Here is an 18,974-nt window from a genome sequence, read left to right on the forward strand (position 1 = left end):
CCCTTGTCGCGAAGGGGTGCGGCGCGCAGGAGGGGAAGGGATGGGGGGTTTTCAGCAGTCACCCCCCTACACACCCCACGGGGCCCGGGACGGTTTCGACCGTCCCGGGCCCCGTTGCCGTTCCGGCCCCGCCGTCATCGCCGAGCCGCCTCCGCCGTGCTGTCATCCGGCGGTGTCCGCGTTCCCTCGTCCGGGTGGCCGGGTGGCGGCTGACGGGAACTCAGGGTGAGGCAGTGACTACGCTGTGGCGGTTGCCTGCCGTCGATGCGCCCGGAGTGTTGTGTGATGTCCCTCTCGTCCCCGCCGTCCGGCTCCACCACCCGCCCGGCCGCGCGGCCCGCAGCCCGCGGGTGCGGCCGTGAGACCAGGCGGCGGGCCGCCGTGCTGGCCGCGCTGGCCACCCTCCCGGCGGTGCTGGTCTCGCTGGGGGCCGGACCGGCGCAGGCGGACCGGCGGATCGTCGGCGGTTCCGCGGACAGCACGGGGGTGCACCCGTGGATGGTCGCGGTGGCCAGCCGGACCCAGTTCGGCGACGGCCGGTCCGGGCAGTTCTGCGGGGGCACACTGGTCGCCCCGACCAAGGTGATCACCGCGGCGCACTGCTTCTACGACGAGCAGGGGCGGCCGACCGACCGTCCCGGCCTGGCCGTGGTGATCGGCCGGACCGACCTGACCAACCAGAAGAAGGGTCAGGAGGTCCCGGTCACCAACGTCTGGATCCACCCGCAGTACTCGTTCGAGCAGAACATGCAGGACGTCGCGGTGCTCACGCTGGCGGTGCCGCAGGACGGCCGGTCGGTGCTGCCGATGGTCGGTCCGGGGGAGACGGCGCCCTACGCACCGGGCACGCCGGCCCAGGTGTACGGGTGGGGTGACACCACGGGGCGGGCCAACTACGCCAAGGCACTGCGCAGCGTGCAGGTGCCGATCGTCGCCGACTCGGTGTGTGCGGCCGACTACCCGGGCGGGGCGGACGGCGCCTTCGACGCCCGCGGGATGGTCTGCGCCGGGGACGACGAGCACGGTGGGGCGGACGCCTGCCAGGGTGACAGCGGCGGGCCGCTGGTGGTGGGGGGCCGGCTGGTCGGGCTGGTCTCCTGGGGCGCCGGCTGCGCGGAGGCCCGGCACCCGGGCGTCTACACCCGGCTCGCGGCGGTCGCCGACGAGGTCAACGCCCAGCTCTCGGCCAACCCGCCGCTGTCGCCCAGCTCACAGCCGCCGTCCAACCCGCAGTCGTGATCGGCGCGTTCGGTAGCCGTACGACAACTCGGCGTGCCCGGTGACCGGGTCCGGATACGACGCTGGGCGGCAGGCCGCCAGGCCTGCCGCCCAGTGGCCGGCCCGCAAGGGCCGACCTCAGCACGTCAAGGGGAGCGTCGAACGCTCAGCGCTCGTCGTTGGCGGCCGAGGCCGTCGTGGTGGCGAGACGACCACTCTCGTCCTGTATCTCCACGGCGATCTTCTTGAGCTCCGGCTCGAACTTGCGCCCGTGGTGGGCGCAGAACAGCAGCTCCCCGCCGCTGGCCAGGACGACGCGCAGGTAGGCCTGGGCGCCGCAGCGGTCGCAGCGGTCAGCCGCGGTGAGCGGGCTCGCAGGTGTCAGAACAGTAGTCACGTCGCCTCTTCTCTAGCTCGACGAGCTGTCGTACCAGGGTCAACATCCAACCAGGCCGAAAACGTTCCCGCTCGTGGCTTTTCTTCTTTGAGGATTCTGCTGTGTTGATGAGGACGTGCCCCGGGCGCCGGCGGTTCATGCGTGCCGGAAACCGCGACCTGCCTCCCACTCGAACGCATCTTCGAACTGTTGTCCGAGGGTGGGCGTAGCATAATCCCCTACTGGGTTGGAGCATAAGCCCCGCCCTGAGCACCGGTAGCCTGCATCTCGGCAGTTCCAGCCCCCGCGACGGGTTCGACGGTCCGCCAGGATCCGTCGGACGCTGGCGATATGGCCCTCCCGTGCGGTGGATCGGGCCCGGCCCGTGTTCGCGCAGCGCGTACAAGCTGCGGAGCCGGGGTGATTCGTGCAGTGGTCGGGTGCGTGCGGAAACGGAGCCCGGGGAGGACCGGGGACCGCCCGCCGGACCGAGTCAGATGTCTCTTTGGAGGAGTGCACCGCGTGAGTGCCGAAACGACCGTGCCGCCCGCCCTGCGTGCCGTGGAGGACGGATCCAACTACACCGCTCGGCATCTGCTCGTCCTCGAGGGGCTCGAAGCGGTCCGCAAGCGGCCCGGCATGTACATCGGTTCCACCGACAGCCGCGGCCTGATGCACTGCCTCTGGGAGATCATCGACAACTCGGTCGACGAGGCGCTGGGCGGCTTCTGCGACCGGATCGAGGTGCTGCTGCACGAGGACGGCTCGGTCGAGGTCCGGGACAACGGGCGCGGCATCCCGGTGGACGTCGAACCCAAGACCGGCCTGTCCGGCGTCGAGGTCGTGATGACCAAGCTGCACGCCGGCGGCAAGTTCGGCGGCGGCTCCTACGCGGCCTCCGGCGGTCTGCACGGCGTCGGCGCCTCGGTGGTGAACGCCCTCTCCGCCCGGCTCGACGTCGAGGTGGACCGCGGTGGCCACACCCACGCGATCAGCTTCCGCCGCGGCACCCCCGGGATGTTCACCGAGCTCAGCCCGGACGCCCCGTTCGACCCGGCCAGCGGCCTGACCAAGACCCGCAAGGTGCCCAAGAACCGCGCCGGCACCAGGATCCGCTACTGGGCCGACCGGCAGATCTTCCTCAAGGAGGCCAAGCTCTCGCTGGAGAACCTGCACAGCCGGGCCCGGCAGACCGCCTTCCTGGTGCCGGGCCTGACCATCGTGGTCCGTGACGAGCGGCTCACCGAGAGCGAGCAGGTCCGCGAGGACGTCTTCCGGTTCGACGGCGGGATCGGCGAGTTCTGCGAGTTCCTGGCCCCCGACAAGCCGGTCTGCGACGTGCTGCGGCTGCGCGGCGAGGGCACCTTCAAGGAGACCGTCCCGGTCCTGGACGAGCTCGGCCACATGACCCCCACCGAGGTCACCCGCGAGCTGGGCGTGGACATCGCGCTGCGCTGGGGCGCCGGCTACGACACCACGCTGCGCTCCTTCGTGAACATCATCGCCACTCCCAAGGGCGGCACCCACGTCACCGGCTTCGAGCGCTCGCTGGCCAAGACCGTCAACGAGGCGCTGCGGGCCGCCAAGCTGCTCCGGGTGGCCGAGGACGACATCACCAAGGACGACGCCACCGAGGGCCTGACCGCGGTGGTCACCGTCCGGCTGGCCGAGCCGCAGTTCGAGGGCCAGACCAAGGAGGTGCTCGGCACCTCGGCCGCCAACCGGATCGTGGCCGCCGTGGTCGCCCGCGAGCTCAAGGCCTTCCTCGGCTCGACCAAGAAGGACGAGAAGGTCCAGGCCCGGGCCGTGCTGGAGAAGGTGGCGGCGGCGGCCCGGACCCGGGTGGCGGCCCGCCAGCACAAGGAGGCACAGCGCCGCAAGACCGCGCTGGAGACCTCCTCGCTGCCGGCCAAGCTGGCCGACTGCCGCAGCGACGACGTGGAGCGCAGCGAGCTCTTCATCGTCGAGGGCGACTCCGCCCTCGGCACCGCGAAGCTGGCCCGCAACTCCGAGTTCCAGGCGCTGCTGCCGATCCGCGGCAAGATCCTCAACGTCCAGAAGGCCTCGGTCTCGGACATGCTGAAGAACGCCGAGTGCGCCGCGATCATCCAGGTGATAGGGGCGGGCTCGGGCCGGACCTTCGACATCGACCAGGCCCGCTACGGCCGGGTGATCTTCATGGCCGACGCCGACGTCGACGGCTCGCACATCCGCTGCCTGCTGCTGACGCTCTTCCAGCGGTACATGCGCCCGATGGTCGAGCAGGGCCGGGTCTTCGCGGCCGTCCCGCCGCTGCACCGGACCGAGCTCACCAACCCCAAGCGCGGCCAGGAGAAGTACCACTACACCTACTCCGACGCCGAGCTGCGCCGGACCCTGCTGGAGTTCCAGGCCAAGGGGCTGCGCTGGAAGGAGCCGGTGCAGCGGTACAAGGGCCTGGGCGAGATGGACGCCGACCAACTGGCCGAGACCACGATGGACCCGCGCCACCGGATGCTGCGCCGGATCAACCTGGGCGACCTGGAGGCCGCCGAGCAGGTCTTCGACCTGCTGATGGGCAACGACGTGGCACCGCGCAAGGAGTTCATCGTCGACTCCGGGGCGACCATGGACCGCTCCCGGATCGACGTCTGAGCGCACCGCCGAGCGGGCCCGGGGGGGGGGGGGGGGGGGGGGGGGGGGGGGAGAAGGGGAAATGCAAGGGGGGAGAGTGAGAAAAAAACGGCAGCCCGGCCCGGGGGGCCCCCCCCCCCGCGGGGGGACCCCCCCCCGCGGCGTTGGTTCAACCCGCGCTCAACCCTGGAGCCGATCAGCCGGGCCGCCGGGATCCGTAGCTTCGTGAACGTCGCAGAAACCCAGTCGAGACGGAGCGAAGTCCGATGACCGGCACCGCCAACATCCTCGTCATCCTTGCCGTGGTCGTCCTGGTCCTGGCCCGCCAGGTGCGGGCCCGCAGGATCGACACCGAACGCCGGTTCTGGGTGCTGCCCCTGGTGCTGGGCGCGCTCGGCCTGGCCGGCAAGCACCTGATCGACCCGCACCACCAGGTCCTGGCCGTCGTCCTGCTGCTCGCCGGGGTGCTGGCGGAGGTCGCCATGGGCTCGGTCTGGGGCTGGACGGTCAAGATGTGGCGGGCCACCGACGGCAGCGTCTGGATCAAGGGCAACGCGGCCACCCTGGCGGCCTGGGTCGGCACGATCGCCGTGCGGATCGGCCTGTTCGCGCTCGGCTCCGCGCTGCACGTGCAGCAGGGCGCCAACGCGCTCTACCTGGGCCTCGGAGTGCTGCTGCTGGTCCGCGGCGCCGTGGTCAACTGGAGGGCGCGGGGGCTGGAGAGCGCGCCCGTGCTGAGCCTGGTGGACTGAGCCATCAGCGCCGCCGTCGACGCCCAGGGCGTCACCGTTGGAGGAGGGCCCGTGCAGCTGGAGACCTGGATGCGCTGGCCCTCGCGCGAGGCCCTGGCCCGCCGGGAGCGTTCGCTGCCCGGCCTGCTGCTGGACAACGCCGGACGACTGGCGCTGCTGGTGGTGGTCCTGGTCGGGACGGTGACCGGGGCCAGGTTCCACGGCTGGGACGCGGTGGTGGCCTCGGTGCTGATGGCGGCCGTCTTCGGGCTGCTGCCGGCCTTCGTCTGGGCCAGCCGGCGGCGCCGGGCGCTGCCGGCGCTGCTGGCGGCCGCCCAGGTGCTGGTGGTCGCCGAGCTCGCGGTGCACGTGGGCGCCTCGATGCTGGCCAACGTGACCTGGTGCGTGCTGGCGGTGATGGCCCTGCTGCGGCTGCCGCTGGTGGCCGGGGTGCCGGTCTGCGCCGCGGCGCTGATCTCCTACGCCACGAGCAGCGGCGACACCTCGCTGGGGGTGCTGCTCACCGCCGGCGGCCTGGTGCTGCTGGGCTACCTGATGCGGCTGGACGCCGACGCCCGCGGCACCACGCTGCGGTTGCGGGAACAGGAGCAGGCCGCCCGCGCCGCCGAGGCGGAGAGCGCGGCGCTGGCCGAGCGGGCCCGGATCGCCCGGGAGATCCACGACGTGCTGGCCCACAGCCTCTCGGCCCAGCTGGTCCACCTGGAGGCGGCCCGGCTGATGCTGGACGGCGGGGCCGAGCGCGACCAGGTCAAGGAGCGGGTGGTGGCGGCCCGGCGGATGGCCCAGGAGGGGCTGCAGGAGACCCGGCAGGCGCTCTCCGCGCTGCGCGGCGAGTTCACCCCGGTCGGCGACTACCTGGTGCAGCTGGCCGAAGCGGAGCAGGCCCGGCTGACCGTGACCGGCACGCCCCGGCCGCTCGCCGCCGATGCCGGTCTCGCGGTGCGGCGGACCGCCCAGGAGGCGCTCACCAACATCCGCAAGCACGCCCCGCGGGCGCAGCGCACGGTGGAGCTGCGCTACCTCGACCGGGTGGTGGAGCTGGCGGTCCGCAACACCGGGGGCGGCGCCCCGCCGGCCGCGGCGGCGGAGCGGGCGAGCGCGGCCGAGCTGGCCGGCAGCGGCAGCGGCTACGGCCTGCTGGGGATGCGGGAGCGGGCCGAACTGCTCGGCGGCAGCCTGACCGCGGGCCCCGACGGTGACGGCTGGTCGGTGCTGCTGCGCCTGCCGACGTGACCGGGGCGGGGGCGAGGAGGTAGAACCGGGGTGGCGGAGCGGATCGAGGACGAGCGGGGTGGCGGATGAGCGGGCAGGACGGCGCCGGGGACGCGGCGGAACTCACCCGGGTGCTGGTGGCGGACGACCAGACCGTGGTGCGGGAGGGCATCGTGATGCTGCTCGGCCTGCTGCCCGGGATCGAGGTGGTCGGGGCGGCCGCGGACGGTGAGGAGGCGGTGCGGCTGGTCGCCGAGCGGGCCCCGGACGTGGTGCTGATGGACCTGCGGATGCCGCGCTGCGACGGGGTGGCGGCGACCCGGCGGATCCGGGCCGAGCACCCGGGCACCGAGGTGGTGGTGCTGACCACCTTCGCGGACGACGACTCGCTCTTCCCGGCGTTGGAGGCCGGTGCCCGCGGCTACCTGACCAAGGACGCGGGGGCGGAGGAGATCGCCCGGGCCATCGCCGACGTCCGGGCCGGCGCGGCGGGGCTCTCCCCGCAGGTGCAGCGGCGGCTGCTGGAACGGTTCTCCGCGGCCGGTCCGGCCGCCGGTTCGGTGGGCGGGGGAGCGGGGGCGGGCCACCGGGCGGGCCCGGACGCGGGCGCGGCAGGCTCCGGCGGGGCGCCGGTCGAGCCGGCCCGGCGCGAGCCGCCGGTCACCTCCCGCGGGCTGCCGGACGGCCTGACGGCCCGTGAGGCCGAGGTGCTCGGGCTGATCGCCGACGGCCTGTCCAACGCCGAGATCGCGGCGCGGCTCTTCGTCAGTCCGGCGACGGTGAAGACGCACATCAACAACCTCTTCGCGAAAACCGCCGTTCGAGATCGTGCACAAGCGGTCAGTTATGCGTTCCGACATGGACTTTCTCGTGGTTCGCAGACCGACTGATCTCACCTCATCAGGTGAAAAGTCCTGCTGAAGGCCACATTTGGGTTTTCGAGCCGCAAAGATGGAACCCGTCAGGGCGCCGTCGGTACGCCGAATGGATCTTCGGGGCGGGTCGTCCGGAAGTGCTGGGCGCCGATCCTCGACGCCCCACCGTTCGGTGGTGCATCCCGTTCAGGGAGCAGTCTTGGCACAGCACGACGTCACCGGTCAGACCGGTCGCACGCCCCGCCAGGGCCAGCGGTTCGACTGGTGGGCGACCACCGGTGCGCCCGGCGTGACGCAGCGGGCCGTCCGCCCCCGTCCGGCCGGCCCACGGTCCAGCGTCCCGGCCCAGCGGTCGCTCCACGACCTCCCCGCGTCCCAGCCGACCCGGCGGATCTCCGACCCGGCGGCCGCCGAGGTCTACCGCCAGGTCCAGCAGAGCGCGGCCTTCCAGGACATCCGCCGCACCTACCGGCGGTTCGTCTTCCCGGCCACCGCCCTGTTCATGGGCTGGTACCTGGCCTACGTGATCACCCAGGCCGCCGCACCGGACCTGATGCGCACCCGGCTCGCCGGCCCGTTCAGCGTGGCCTGGCTGCTCGGGCTGCTGCAGTTCGTCTCCACCTTCCTGCTCACCTGGCTCTACTCCCGCAACGCCCGCACCAAGCGCGACCGGGCCGCCCTCGGCCTGCGCTGGGACACCCAGGACCAGCTGCGATGACACCTACCGCGTTCACCACCGCCCCGCTCGCCGCGCTGCCCGCCGCCAGGCCGCCCGCGCCGGCCCCCGACCAGCACCACGCGCTGGCCGTGGTGCTCTTCGCCCTGGTGGTCGTGGTCACCCTGGCGATCACCCTCTGGGTGGGCCGGCGCGGTCAGGCCGCCGAGGACTTCTACGCCGGCGGCCGCGACTTCGGCCCGCTGCAGAACGGCATCGCGCTCTCCGGCGACTACCTCTCCGCCGCCTCCTTCCTCGGCGTCACCGGCCTGATCGCGCTGTACGGCTACGACGGGATGCTCTACAGCATCGGCTTCCTGGTGGCCTGGCTGGTCGTGCTGATGTGGGTGGCCGAACTGGTGCGCAACACCGGCCGCTACACGCTGGCCGACGTGCTGGCCACCCGGATGCGCCACCGCCCGGTGCGCGCCGCGGCCGGCAGCGCCAGCGTGGTGGTCACCCTGCTCTACCTGATCGCCCAGATGGTCGGCGCCGGCAGCCTGGTGGCCCTGCTGCTCGGCACCACCAGCGTGGCCGCCAACGGCTGGACCATCGTCGCGGTCGGCGCCCTGATGATCATCTACGTCACGGTCGGCGGGATGCGGGCCACCACCTGGATCCAGATCGTCAAGGCCGTGCTGCTGATGACCGGCGCGGTGCTGCTCACCGTGCTGGTGCTGGTGCACTACCAGGGCAACCTGGCGGAGCTGATGCACGCGGCGGCCCGCGGCAGCGGCGCCGGCGAACGCTACCTGGAGCCCGGTCTCAAGTACGGCGCCTCCGTCACCAGCCGGCTCGACTTCGTCAGCCTCGGCCTCGCCCTGGTGCTGGGCACCGGCGGCCTGCCGCACATCCTCTCCCGCTTCTACACGGTGCCCACCGCCCGGGCCGCCCGCCGCTCCACGATCTGGGCGATCGGCCTGGTCGGCACCTTCTACCTGATGACCATCGTGCTCGGCCTCGGCGCCACCGCGCTGGTCGGCTCCAAGGCGGTCAAGACGGCCAACTCGGCCGGGAACACCGCGGTCCCGCTGCTCGCGCTGCACCTGGGCGGCGGTGAGGGCAGCACCGGCGGCACCCTGCTGTTCGCCGTCATCTCGGCCACCGCCTTCGCCACCATCCTCGCGGTGGTGGCCGGCCTCACCCTGGCCTCCTCGGTCTCCTTCGCCCACGACCTCTACGCCCAGGCGTTCCGCCGGGCGGACCGGCCGCCGGTGACCGAACGCCAGGAGGTGGTGGTGGCCCGGCTGGCCGCGGTGGTGATCGGCGGCCTGGCCATCGTGCTGAGCCTGTTCGCCCAGCGGCTGAACGTCGCCTTCCTGGTCAGTCTGGCCTTCGCGGTGGCGGCCTCGGCCAACCTGCCGACGCTGCTCTACAACCTGTTCTGGCGCCGCTTCACCACCCGCGGTGCCTGCTGGGCCACCTACGGCGGCCTGGTGCCGGCCCTCGTCCTGGTGCTCTTCTCGCCGGTCGTCTCCGGCAGCAAGACCGCGATGTTCCCCGGCGTGGACTTCCACTGGTTCCCGCTGGAGAACCCCGGCCTGATCTCCATCCCGCTCGGCTTCCTGCTCGGCTGGGTGGGCACGGTCAGCGGTGAGGAGCGGGCCGACCCCGACAAGTTCGCCGAACTCGAGGTGCGCTCGCTCACCGGAGCCGGGGCCGTCTGAGCCCCCGGCCGGTCACCGCGGCGCCCAGTGCGCCACGGTGACCGGCCCCCGGTCGATCCGAACCCTGAGGTGACTCGGGGTCAGATCAGGTACCGGTAAGGGAAGTTCCCCGATGGCTCGGGCGGCGGGCGGCGAGAGGATTGCCGCATGCGAACCGAAGCCCGCCGGCGCGCCCGGCGCCCGCGCCCCGCCCTGCCGACCGCCGCCGTGCTCACCGCCGCGCTCGCGGTCGGCGCGACCGCCGCGCCCACCTTCGCCGCCGACCGGACGGCCCACCGCGGCGAGATCGTCTCGGTCACCCAGGTCCAGCAGCTCTCCCCGCAGGCCGCCGCCGCCCAGATCGCCGAGCGCGGCTACACCGGCACCGCCCCCGAGTACGGCGTCGACCACTACCGGGTGGTGTACCGCACCGTCGACCCGCAGGGCCGGCCCACCACCGCCAGTGGCCTGGTCAGCCTGCCGGAGACCGACCGACGGGCCCTGCACGTGGTCGTCTTCGACCACGGCACCATGGCGATCAGGACCGAGACCGCCTCGGTCGACGAGAGCCAGCGCGGCGACACCTCGATCTTCGCCGCCGCCGGGTACGCCACCGTCGCCCCCGACTACCTGGGCCTGGGCCTGGGTCCGGGCCCGCACCCCTACGACGACCTGGCCTCCGAGACCACCGCCACGGTCGACCTGCTGCACGCCGCCCGCCAGGTGGCCCGCGACCACGGCCACCGGCTCGACCGCGGCGTCCAGGTGACCGGCTTCTCGCAGGGCGGCCCCGCCGCGATGGCCCTCGGCAAGGCGCTGCAGGAGGGCGGGGTGCCGCACTTCGACCTGGCCGGACTCGCCCCCTACAGCGGCCCCTACGACGGGCAGCACGCCGAACTGCCGGCCGCCCTCGACGGCACCCTGCGCGGCGTGGACGCCAACTACTTCCTGGCCTACTGGCTGGTGGCGATGAACCGCACCTACCACCTGTACGACGACCCGGCCGAGCTCTTCCAACAGCCCTACGCGCAGCGGATCGAGTCGCTCTACGACGGCACCCACAGCGACGCCGAGATCTTCGGCGAACTGCCCGCCACCCCGCAGCAGCTGCTCACCCCCCACGCGATCGTCTGGGCCCAGCACCCGACCGGCGCGCTGCTCGCGGCGCTGACCGACAACGACGACAGCTGCTCCTCCTGGACGCCCCGGGTGCCGGTCCACCTGTTCGCCGCCGACGGCGACAAGGACGTGGCCTACCTCGACTCGGTGCACTGCGCGCAGCAGTTGACCGCCGACGGCGCCCGGGTCACGCTGACCGACCTCGGCCCGATCGAGCACTCGCCCTCCCGGGTCGCCGCGATGCCGAAGGTGCTCGCGCTGTTCCGGCAGAACCTGCCCGCCTGAGCCGGGCCCCGGCCGCAGCAGTGCGACCGGGGCCCGGCGGAGCGGAGCGGATCGGCCTCAGGGACGGCCGACGAAGCTCGGGCGGTAGCCGCTGTTCAGCGTCTCGGTGCGGACCGAGGTGCCCGGGTGCGCGGCCTCGACGTACCGGTTGTCGCCCAGGTAGATCGCCACGTGGTGGATCCCGCTGACCGTTCCGTCGTAGGACCAGAAGAGCAGGTCGCCGCGCTGCATCCGGCTCGCGCTCACCGGGGTGGTGGCGCCGTACTGCTCGTCGGCGATCCGGGGCAGCGAGATGCCGGCGCGGAGGAAGGCCTGCTGCGCCAGGCCGGAGCAGTCGTAGCCGCCCGGGCCGTTGCCGCCCCACTCGAAGGGCTTGCCGAGCTGCGCCTCGGCGAACTCCACGGCGCTCTCCACGTCCCCGGTCGCCGCCTCGGACCGGCTGCCGCTGCCGGAGTCGTCCGTGCCGCCGGAGCTGCCGGAGCTGCCGGAGCTGGTGGTGCCGGTGTCGTCGCCGGTGGCGCCGATGCGGTTGAGGTAGTAGTCGCGGTGGCTGGTGTAGCGCCATTCGCCGGCGCTGTTCTGGAACCAGTAGACCGAGCCGTCCCAGCCCTGCTTCAGCCCTCCGCTGCCGGCGTCGTCGGTGCCGGAACCGTTCCCCGAGGAGTCGGACGCGTTGTCGGACGGGTCGGAGCCGCTGTCCGTCGAGCTCTGGTCGTCGCCGTAGCCCTGGTCACTGCCGTCCCCCTGGTCGTCGGCGTGACTCTGGTCGCCGCCGTCCCCCTGGTCATCCCCGTAGCCCTGGTCGTCGCTGCCCTGATCGTCGGTGTAGCCCGCGGAGCCGTCGTCGTCCGCGCTGACCAGCCCCGGTACCGCGGCCGGATGTTCGGGCAGGGTCGCCGCGTTCGCCACGTCGGCGCCCAGGCCGATCGAACCGGCGCCCGCCACGATCGCGGCCGCCAGCCCCACCTTGTGCCGCAGCCGGGTGGCCCGATGGTGACCACCACCCTCGGCGGAGTGGGGATCGGCGGCCAGGCCCGGTCGATCCGGGTCGACCGGCGGCTGGTTCCGGGGCCGGCCGTCCGGGGGTTCGACGGTCGGGTCGGCTATCAGGCCGGCGGAGGTCTGGTCCGGGTTCTGATCCGGCTTCATGTGCGGTGCACTCCTTCCGTGCGCCCGGCCGGGGCCGGGACGGCGGAGCGGGCCGAGCGGCCCACTTCCGCACAGCACTGCGGGAGCCGCGCGGTGCGGTCCCACGGCCGCCACGCTAAGCAGAGCGATCGGCGCGCCGCGTCACGGACTACGCCGACCGAGGGTGCACGCTCGGTCACCGGCGCCCGCGACCATCCGCACCGGACCTACGCCGCCACCACCGAACCGACCACCATCGCGACCGGCCGGCCCGGCGCCTTCGCACAGCTCTCCGGCCGCGGCGGCTCACCCGGCACCGCCGCCACCTCGACCACCCAGCCCCGCCCGTCCAGGTGCCGCACCACGCACCGCCACGCGCCCTCCGCCACCGGCTGCTGCACCACGGTCAGCGCCTCCGCGGCGCCCTCCCCGGTCAGCTCGCGCACCGCGTGCTCGGCCGCCTGCGCCGGCCGCTCCCAGCAGGACCGCCCCCGCGACCACTGCGGCACCGTGTGCCCGGCGGCGGTGGCCGCCAGCACCTCCTTCGCCGCGGCGTCGGTCAACCGCCCGTAGGCGTAGCCGTACGGCAGCACCAGCATGGTGGGGGAGAAGCGGTGACCGCCCAGATGGGTCACCTCCCAGACCTCGCTGTGCCCGGCGGCGGCCAGCTCGGCGGCCAGCGGCCGGCCGAGCAGCGCGCAGCAGCGGTCGCGCCGCCCGTTGGTGCACACCAGGGCCAGCGGACCGCCGTGGTGCGCCGCGCCGAAACCCCGGTGATCGCCCGCGCCGGCCGCGGCGAAGTCCAGCGCCAGCAACTCCGCCGGCCGCGCCACCTCGGCCCGGCGGACCCAGCCCCGCCCGGGCACGGTGTGCGCCAGGATCACCTGGTGCCCCGCCGCCGGCCGGTCGTCGGCATGCCGGCCCGGCCGGCGGATCAGCGCCACCCGCACCCCGGTGCCCGCCGCGGCGGCGTCCAGCGCCCGCCCCAGCTCCGCCCCGAGGTGACTCCCGGTCAGCGCATTCGCCCCCCACGGGCCGTTCTGCTCGACCAGCAGCCAGGTCGCCGCAGTGGCGGCGGTGGCGGCCAGCGGCTCGGCCAACTCCTGGGAGATATTCGTACAGGTGCTCACCCGGGCACCCTACCGTCGTGCGGTCGGGCGCCCGGGTGAGCAGCGGGCCTGGTCAGGCCGGCCCGGCCGCCGCCGCGATCTGCTTGGCGACCGGCGTGCCGGAGCCGTCGCGCCGCGGGTCGCGCTCCGGCAGCAGGACCGGCGTGCCGTTCGCCGCCGCCGCCCGGGCCGGGGCCGCACCGGCCCAGGCGAAGGCCAGCGAGTCCTCACCGCGCAGGAAGCGCTGGCAGCGCACCCCACCGGTGGCCCGGCCCTTGCGCGGGTACAGCTCGAACGGCGTCACCTTCCAGGTGCTCTGCGCCTCCCCGGTGAGCGTGCCCGACGCACCCGCCACCGAGATCACCACCGCGTCCGCCGCCGGGTCCACCGCGGTGAACGAGATCACCCGGGCCCCGTCGGCGAGCTTGATCCCGGCCATCCCGCCCGCCGGCCGCCCCTGCGGCCGGACCTGGCCCGCCGGGTAGCGCAGCAACTGCGCGTCACTGGTGATGAAGACCAGGTCCTCCTCGCCGGTGCGCAACTCCACCGCGCCCACCAGCTCGTCGCCCTCCTTGAGCGCGATCACCTCGAACTCGTCCTTGTTCGCCGGCCACTCCGGCACCACCCGCTTGACCACGCCCTGGACCGTGCCCAGCGCCAGCCCCGGCGAGGACTCGTCCAGCGTGGTCAGCGCGATCAACCGCTCACCGGCGTCCAACTTGAGGAACTCGCTCACCTGCGCCCCGCCCGCCAACGACAGCGTCGGCTGCGGCGGCAGCGCGGGCAGGTCGATCACCGGCAGCCGCAGCACCCGCCCGGCCGAGGTCACCGCCCCCACGTCACCACGCGCGGTGGCCGGCACCGCCGAGACGATCACGTCGTGCTTGGCCCGGCCCTCCAGCTCCGGACCGCCCTCGCCGTCCGCGGTCCGGGCCAGCAGCCCGGTCGAGGAGAGCAACACCCGGCACGGGTCGTCCGCGACCTCCAGCGGCACCGCCAACGCCGCCGACGGCAGCGCGCCCGCCTCCAGCAGCACCGTGCGCCGCTCGGTGCCGAACTGCTTGGCCACCGCGGCCAGCTCACCCGAGACCACGCTGCGCAGCTTGCCGTCCGACTCCAGGATCTCGGTCAGCTCGGCGATCTCGGTGGTCAGCTTCGCCTGCTCCGCCTCCAGCTCCACCCGGTCGAACCGGGTCAGCCGGCGCAGCGGGGTGTCCAGGATGTAGGCGGTCTGCGTGTCCGACAACGAGAAGCGCTCCATCAGGCGCTCCTTGGCCTGCGCCGCGTTCTCGCTGGACCGGATCAGCGCGATGACCTCGTCGATGTCCAGCAGCGCCACCAGCAGGCCCTCGACCAGGTGCAGCCGCTCCTGCCGCTTGGTGCGGCGGAACTCGCTGCGCCGGCGGACCACCTCGAAACGGTGGTCGACGTAGACCTCCAGCAGCTCCCGCAGACCCAGCGTCAGCGGCTGGCCGTCGACCAGCGCGACGTTGTTGATGCCGAAGTTCTCCTCCAGCGGGGTCAGCTTGTACAGCTGCTCCAGCAGGGCCTCCGGCACGAAGCCGTTCTTGACCTCGATCACCAGCCGCAGGCCGTGCTCGCGGTCCGTCAGGTCCTTGACGTCCGCGATGCCCTGCAGCTTCTTCGCGTTGACCAGGTCCTTGATCTTCGCGATCACCTTCTCCGGGCCGACCGTGAACGGCAGCTCGGTCACCACGATGCCCTTGCGCCGCGCGGTGACGTTCTCCACCGTCGTGGTGGCACGGATCTTGAAGGTGCCGCGCCCGGTCTCGTACGCGTCCCGGACGCCCGACAGACCCACGATCCGACCGCCGGTCGGCAGGTCCGGGCCGGGGATGAAGCGCATCAGGGTGTCCAGGTCGGCACCCGGGTGCTTGATCAGGTGCCGGGCGGCCGCCACCACCTCGGTCAGGTTGTGCGGCGGCATGTTGGTCGCCATCCCGACCGCGATCCCGGTGGCACCGTTGACCAGCAGGTTCGGGAACGCGGCCGGCAGCACCGACGGCTCCTGCTCGCTGCCGTCGTAGTTCGGTTCAAAGTCGACGGTCTGCTCGTGGATCGACTCCACCAGCGCCATCGAGGCCGCGGTCAGCCGCGACTCCGTGTACCGCATCGCGGCCGGCGGGTCGTCGTTGCCCAGCGAACCGAAGTTCCCGTGGCCGTCGATCAACGGCACCCGCATGGAGAACGGCTGCGCCATCCGGACGATCGAGTCGTAGATCGAGGCGTCCCCGTGCGGGTGCAGCCGACCCATCACCTCGCCCACCACCCGGGCGCACTTCACGTGCGCGCGCTCCGGGCGCAGGCCCATCTCGTTGGCCTGGTACAGGATCCGCCGGTGCACCGGCTTCAGACCGTCCCGGGCGTCCGGAAGGGCGCGCGAGTAGATCACCGAGTAGGCGTACTCGAGGTAGGAACCCTTCATCTCGTCCACGACGTCGACGTCGAGGATCCGCTCCTCGAAATCTCCGGGCGGCGGGGTCGGCGAACTGCGGCGGGCCATCGCGGCGGGGCTCCCTTGCGTCTGTCAGCTGCTTCACATGTCGTCACCGGGGCATACGGCGCCCCCCATTGTGGACCCTCGCACGGACACCCCGGCCCCGGGCCGTGGCGCGGCCGACCCGGCAGCCGCCGGAACGGCTCCGCCGGCGAGGGCCGACCCGCTTCCGCCGGTGGCGAACGAGCACCGTGCGCGGACACATCCCGGCACCGTACGCGTTGCACCACAATGGGGGCGGTAACGACCCCCCGACCCAACCCGACGGGAAGGATCCGAGCGCATGGCCAACCCGGCCGCCGCCTCCGAGCACGGAGGCATCGCCATCACCGAGCACCGCCTGGCCAACGGCCTGCGGGTGGTGCTCTCCGAGGACCACCTGACACCGGTCGCCGCCGTCTGCCTCTGGTACGACGTGGGCTCCCGCCACGAGGTCAAGGGTCGCACCGGGCTGGCGCACCTGTTCGAGCACCTGATGTTCCAGGGCTCGGCGAACGTCTCCAACAACGGCCACTTCGAGCTGGTCCAGGGCGCCGGCGGTTCGCTCAACGGCACCACCAGCTTCGAGCGGACCAACTACTTCGAGACCATGCCCGCCCACCAGCTCGAGCTCGCCCTCTGGCTCGAGGCCGACCGGATGGGCTCACTGCTCGCCGCGCTCGACGACGCCTCGATGGAGAACCAGCGCGACGTCGTCAAGAACGAGCGCCGCCAGCGCTACGACAACGTCCCCTACGGCACCGCCTTCGAGAAGCTCACCGCGCTCTCCTTCCCCGCCGAGCACCCCTACCACCACACCCCGATCGGCTCGATGGCCGACCTGGACGCCGCCACCCTGGAAGACGCCCGGACCTTCTTCCGCACCTACTACGCGCCCAACAACGCGGTGCTCTCGGTGGTCGGCGACATCGACCCCGAGCAGACCATCGCCTGGGTCGAGAAGTACTTCGGCAGCATCCCCGGCCACGACGGCAAGCAGCCCCCGCGCGACGGCACCCTGCCCGAGACCATGGGCCAGGAGGCGCGCGAACTGATCGAGGAGGAGGTCCCCTCCCGCGCCCTGATGGCCGCCTACCGGCTGCCGCACGACGGCACCCGCGAGGCCGACGCCGCCGACCTGGCCCTGACCGTGCTCGGCTCCGGCGAGTCCAGCCGGCTCTACAACCGGCTGGTCCGCCGTGACCGCACCGCCGTCTCCGCCGGCTTCGGCCTGCTGCGCCTCTCCGGCGCCCCCTCGCTCGGCTGGCTCGACGTCAAGACCTCCGGCGACGCCACCATCCAGCAGATCGAGACCGCCGTCGACGAGGAGCTCGCCCGGTTCGCCACCGAGGGCCCCACCACCCAGGAACTCGAGCGGGCCCAGGCACAGATCGAGCGCGAATGGCTCGACCGGCTCACCACCGTGGCCGGCCGCGCCGACGAACTGTGCCGCTACGCCGTCCTGTTCGGCGACCCCAAACTGGTCAACAGCGCCCTCGCCCGGGTCCTCGACGTCACCGCCGAGGAGGTCCAGGCGGTCGCCGCGGCCCGGCTGCGCCCCGACAACCGCGCGGTGCTGGTCTACGAGCCGCTGCCCGCCAGCGGCGACAACGATGACGCCGCCGACGGCGCTGCCGAGGAGGACGCCGCATGAGCGCCTACGTGCCCACCATGACCTTCCACCCCCAGCCGCAGCCCGGCACGCCCACCCCCTGGGCGTTCCCGGCCCCGCAGCGCACCGCGCTCGGCAACGGGCTCACCGTGCTGCACTGCGACCGGCCGGGCCAGCAGCTGGTCGCCGTCGAGGTGCTGGTCGACGCCCCGCTGGCGGCCGAGCCCGAGGGCCTGGACGGTGTCGCCACCATCCTGGCCCGCGCGCTCAGCGAGGGCACCGACACCCTCACCGCCGAGGAGTTCGCCGCCGAACTGGAGCGGGCCGGCGCCACCCTGGACGCGCACGCCGACCACCCGTGCATCCGGGTCGTCCTGGAGGTCCCCGCCTCCCGCCTGGAGCGCGGCCTGACCCTGCTCTCCGACGCGCTGCGCGCCCCCGCGCTGCCCGCCGACGAGATCGAGCGCCTGGTCGCCAACCGGCTCGACGAGATCGTCCACGAGCAGGCCAACCCGGCCCGGCGCGCCGCCAAGGCGCTCTACGCCGAGCTGTTCGATGCCGCCGACCGCCTCTCCCGCCCGCGCTCCGGCACGGCCGAGACGGTCAAGCGGATCGACCGGGCCGCCGTCCAGGCCTTCTACGCCGACCACGTCCGCCCCGCCACCGCCACCCTGGTGGTCGTCGGCGACCTCACCGGCATCGACCTGCCCGCCCTGCTGGAGTCCACCCTCGGCCGCTGGACCGGCGAGAAGGCCACCCCCAGCGCCTCGGCCGCGGTGAGCGCCGACGACGCCGGCCGGGTGATCATCGTCGACCGCCCCGGCTCGGTGCAGACCCAGCTGCTGATCGGCCGGATCGGCCCGGACCGGCACGACCCCGCCTGGGCCGCGCAGATCCTCGGCACCTACTGCCTGGGCGGCACCCTCACCTCCCGGCTGGACCGGGTGCTGCGCGAGGAGAAGGGCTACACCTACGGCGTGCGGGCCTTCGCCCAGCCGCTGCGCTCCAACGCGGAGGGCACCGGCCGCGCGCTGCTGGCGATCAGCGGCTCGGTGGACACCGCCTCCACCGCCCCCGCGCTGGCCGACACCTGGACCATCCTGCGCACCCTGGGCGCCGAGGGCCTCACCGACGCCGAGCGCGAGGAGGCCGTGCAGTTCCTGGTCGGCGTGGCCCCGCTGAAGTACGAGACCGCCGGCTCGGTCGCCGCCACCCTGGCCGACCAGGTCGAGCAGCGCCTGCCCGACGACTTCCAGGCCGAGGTCTACCGCCGGCTGGCGGCCCTCGACACGGCCGCCGCCACCACGGCCGTGGTCGCCGCCTACCCGCCGGAGAAGCTGGTCACGGTGCTGGTGGGCGACGCCTCGGTGATCGCCGACCCGGTCCGCGAGCTGGGGATCGGGCCGGTCACGGTGGTGACCAACTGAGGTCGCGAGTCGACTGATCGGTCATCAGGAGGCCCGGCGGGTGCGCCCGCCGGGCCTCCGTGCGTGTGGGCGGCCGATCCGATTAATCCGTTGCGCCGGTCGGTCGCGCCATGGGTTGATTGGGCCCAGCCGCCGCGGACCGGAACCGGTCCGGCGGCAACGGACGTCGTACGGGTCGAGCGAGCGGAACGAGAGGAGGCGGTCACCATGCGGGTCGAGCCAGTCGGGCGACGCGGTCGCGCCGAGCGCTCCCCGAGGCCGCCCTTCGCCGCCGCCGGGGCCGCCCGACGCCGCGCCGGCGAATGCCGCGCCGCTCAACGCCGCGCTGCTCAACGCCGCGCCGCCTGAGCGAACCACGCCGTCGTGCGTGCCGCGGCCGTGAGCCGCACC

The 18,974-nt window shown here is 73.3% G+C and carries 14 protein-coding genes; 10 read left to right on the top strand and 4 right to left on the bottom strand.

Annotated features, from left to right (window positions below):
* The first annotated feature begins 285 nt into the window (after positions 1-285).
* Complete coding sequence (locus ACQRUO_RS13240) at positions 286-1,239, top strand: S1 family peptidase (RefSeq protein ID WP_428316050.1); 954 nt, start codon at positions 286-288, stop codon at positions 1,237-1,239.
* A 145-nt stretch (positions 1,240-1,384) separates the two neighbouring features.
* Here the strand turns inward: ACQRUO_RS13240 and ACQRUO_RS13245 are convergent, their stop codons facing one another.
* Complete coding sequence (locus ACQRUO_RS13245; RefSeq protein ID WP_101382443.1) at positions 1,385-1,615, bottom strand: DUF7455 domain-containing protein; 231 nt, start codon at positions 1,613-1,615, stop codon at positions 1,385-1,387.
* Between the two features lie 501 nt (positions 1,616-2,116).
* Between ACQRUO_RS13245 and ACQRUO_RS13250 the strand changes: the two genes are divergently transcribed.
* The 7 genes from ACQRUO_RS13250 to ACQRUO_RS13280 all read left to right on the top strand — a co-directional run bounded on the left by ACQRUO_RS13250 (position 2,117) and on the right by ACQRUO_RS13280 (position 10,811).
* Positions 2,117-4,228 carry a DNA gyrase/topoisomerase IV subunit B gene (locus ACQRUO_RS13250; RefSeq protein WP_428316051.1) on the top strand — a complete coding sequence of 704 codons (2,112 nt, stop codon included), beginning with the start codon at positions 2,117-2,119 and terminating at the stop codon, positions 4,226-4,228.
* A 245-nt stretch (positions 4,229-4,473) separates the two neighbouring features.
* Entirely contained in the window at positions 4,474-4,959 is a 486-nt protein-coding gene (locus ACQRUO_RS13255; RefSeq protein ID WP_428316052.1) for a DUF1453 domain-containing protein, read from the top strand.
* A 51-nt stretch (positions 4,960-5,010) separates the two neighbouring features.
* On the top strand, positions 5,011-6,192 hold the full coding sequence (locus ACQRUO_RS13260; protein ID WP_428316053.1) for a sensor histidine kinase: 1,182 nt from the start codon (positions 5,011-5,013) through the stop codon (positions 6,190-6,192).
* 65 nt (positions 6,193-6,257) lie between these two features.
* On the top strand, positions 6,258-7,061 hold the full coding sequence (locus ACQRUO_RS13265; protein ID WP_428316054.1) for a response regulator: 804 nt from the start codon (positions 6,258-6,260) through the stop codon (positions 7,059-7,061).
* 184 nt (positions 7,062-7,245) lie between these two features.
* Positions 7,246-7,764, top strand: a complete 519-nt coding sequence (locus ACQRUO_RS13270; protein WP_428316055.1) for a DUF485 domain-containing protein — start codon at positions 7,246-7,248, stop codon at positions 7,762-7,764.
* Entirely contained in the window at positions 7,761-9,428 is a 1,668-nt protein-coding gene (locus ACQRUO_RS13275; protein ID WP_428316056.1) for a solute symporter family protein, read from the top strand. Before ACQRUO_RS13270 ends, ACQRUO_RS13275 begins: the two co-directional genes overlap by 4 nt.
* Positions 9,429-9,575: 147 nt before the next feature.
* Positions 9,576-10,811, top strand: a complete 1,236-nt coding sequence (locus tag ACQRUO_RS13280) for an alpha/beta hydrolase family protein (protein WP_428316057.1) — start codon at positions 9,576-9,578, stop codon at positions 10,809-10,811.
* A 57-nt stretch (positions 10,812-10,868) separates the two neighbouring features.
* On the opposite strand, the gene ACQRUO_RS13285 is transcribed toward ACQRUO_RS13280, so the two are convergent.
* From ACQRUO_RS13285 to ACQRUO_RS13295, 3 genes are all read right to left on the bottom strand, one after another.
* Positions 10,869-11,960 (bottom strand): NlpC/P60 family protein, encoded by a 1,092-nt coding sequence (locus ACQRUO_RS13285; RefSeq protein WP_428316058.1) that lies wholly within the window; start codon positions 11,958-11,960, stop codon positions 10,869-10,871.
* Positions 11,961-12,166: 206 nt separating this feature from the next.
* The gene (locus tag ACQRUO_RS13290) at positions 12,167-13,069 is read right to left on the bottom strand and encodes a sucrase ferredoxin (protein ID WP_428316059.1); all 903 of its coding nucleotides are present in this window, start codon (positions 13,067-13,069) and stop codon (positions 12,167-12,169) included.
* A gap of 52 nt (positions 13,070-13,121) precedes the next feature.
* Positions 13,122-15,572 (bottom strand): DNA gyrase/topoisomerase IV subunit A, encoded by a 2,451-nt coding sequence (locus ACQRUO_RS13295; RefSeq protein WP_428316060.1) that lies wholly within the window; start codon positions 15,570-15,572, stop codon positions 13,122-13,124.
* A 277-nt stretch (positions 15,573-15,849) separates the two neighbouring features.
* On the opposite strand from ACQRUO_RS13295, the gene ACQRUO_RS13300 reads away from it, so the two are divergent.
* Both ACQRUO_RS13300 and ACQRUO_RS13305 read left to right on the top strand, forming a co-directional pair.
* On the top strand, positions 15,850-17,199 hold the full coding sequence (locus ACQRUO_RS13300) for a M16 family metallopeptidase (protein WP_428316061.1): 1,350 nt from the start codon (positions 15,850-15,852) through the stop codon (positions 17,197-17,199).
* Positions 17,196-18,584 (top strand): M16 family metallopeptidase, encoded by a 1,389-nt coding sequence (locus ACQRUO_RS13305; RefSeq protein WP_428316062.1) that lies wholly within the window; start codon positions 17,196-17,198, stop codon positions 18,582-18,584. Before ACQRUO_RS13300 ends, ACQRUO_RS13305 begins: the two co-directional genes overlap by 4 nt.
* Positions 18,585-18,974: the final 390 nt, after the last annotated feature.

This window comes from Kitasatospora sp. LaBMicrA B282 (assembly GCF_050325825.1).
Classification (GTDB): Bacteria; Actinomycetota; Actinomycetes; order Streptomycetales; family Streptomycetaceae; genus Kitasatospora.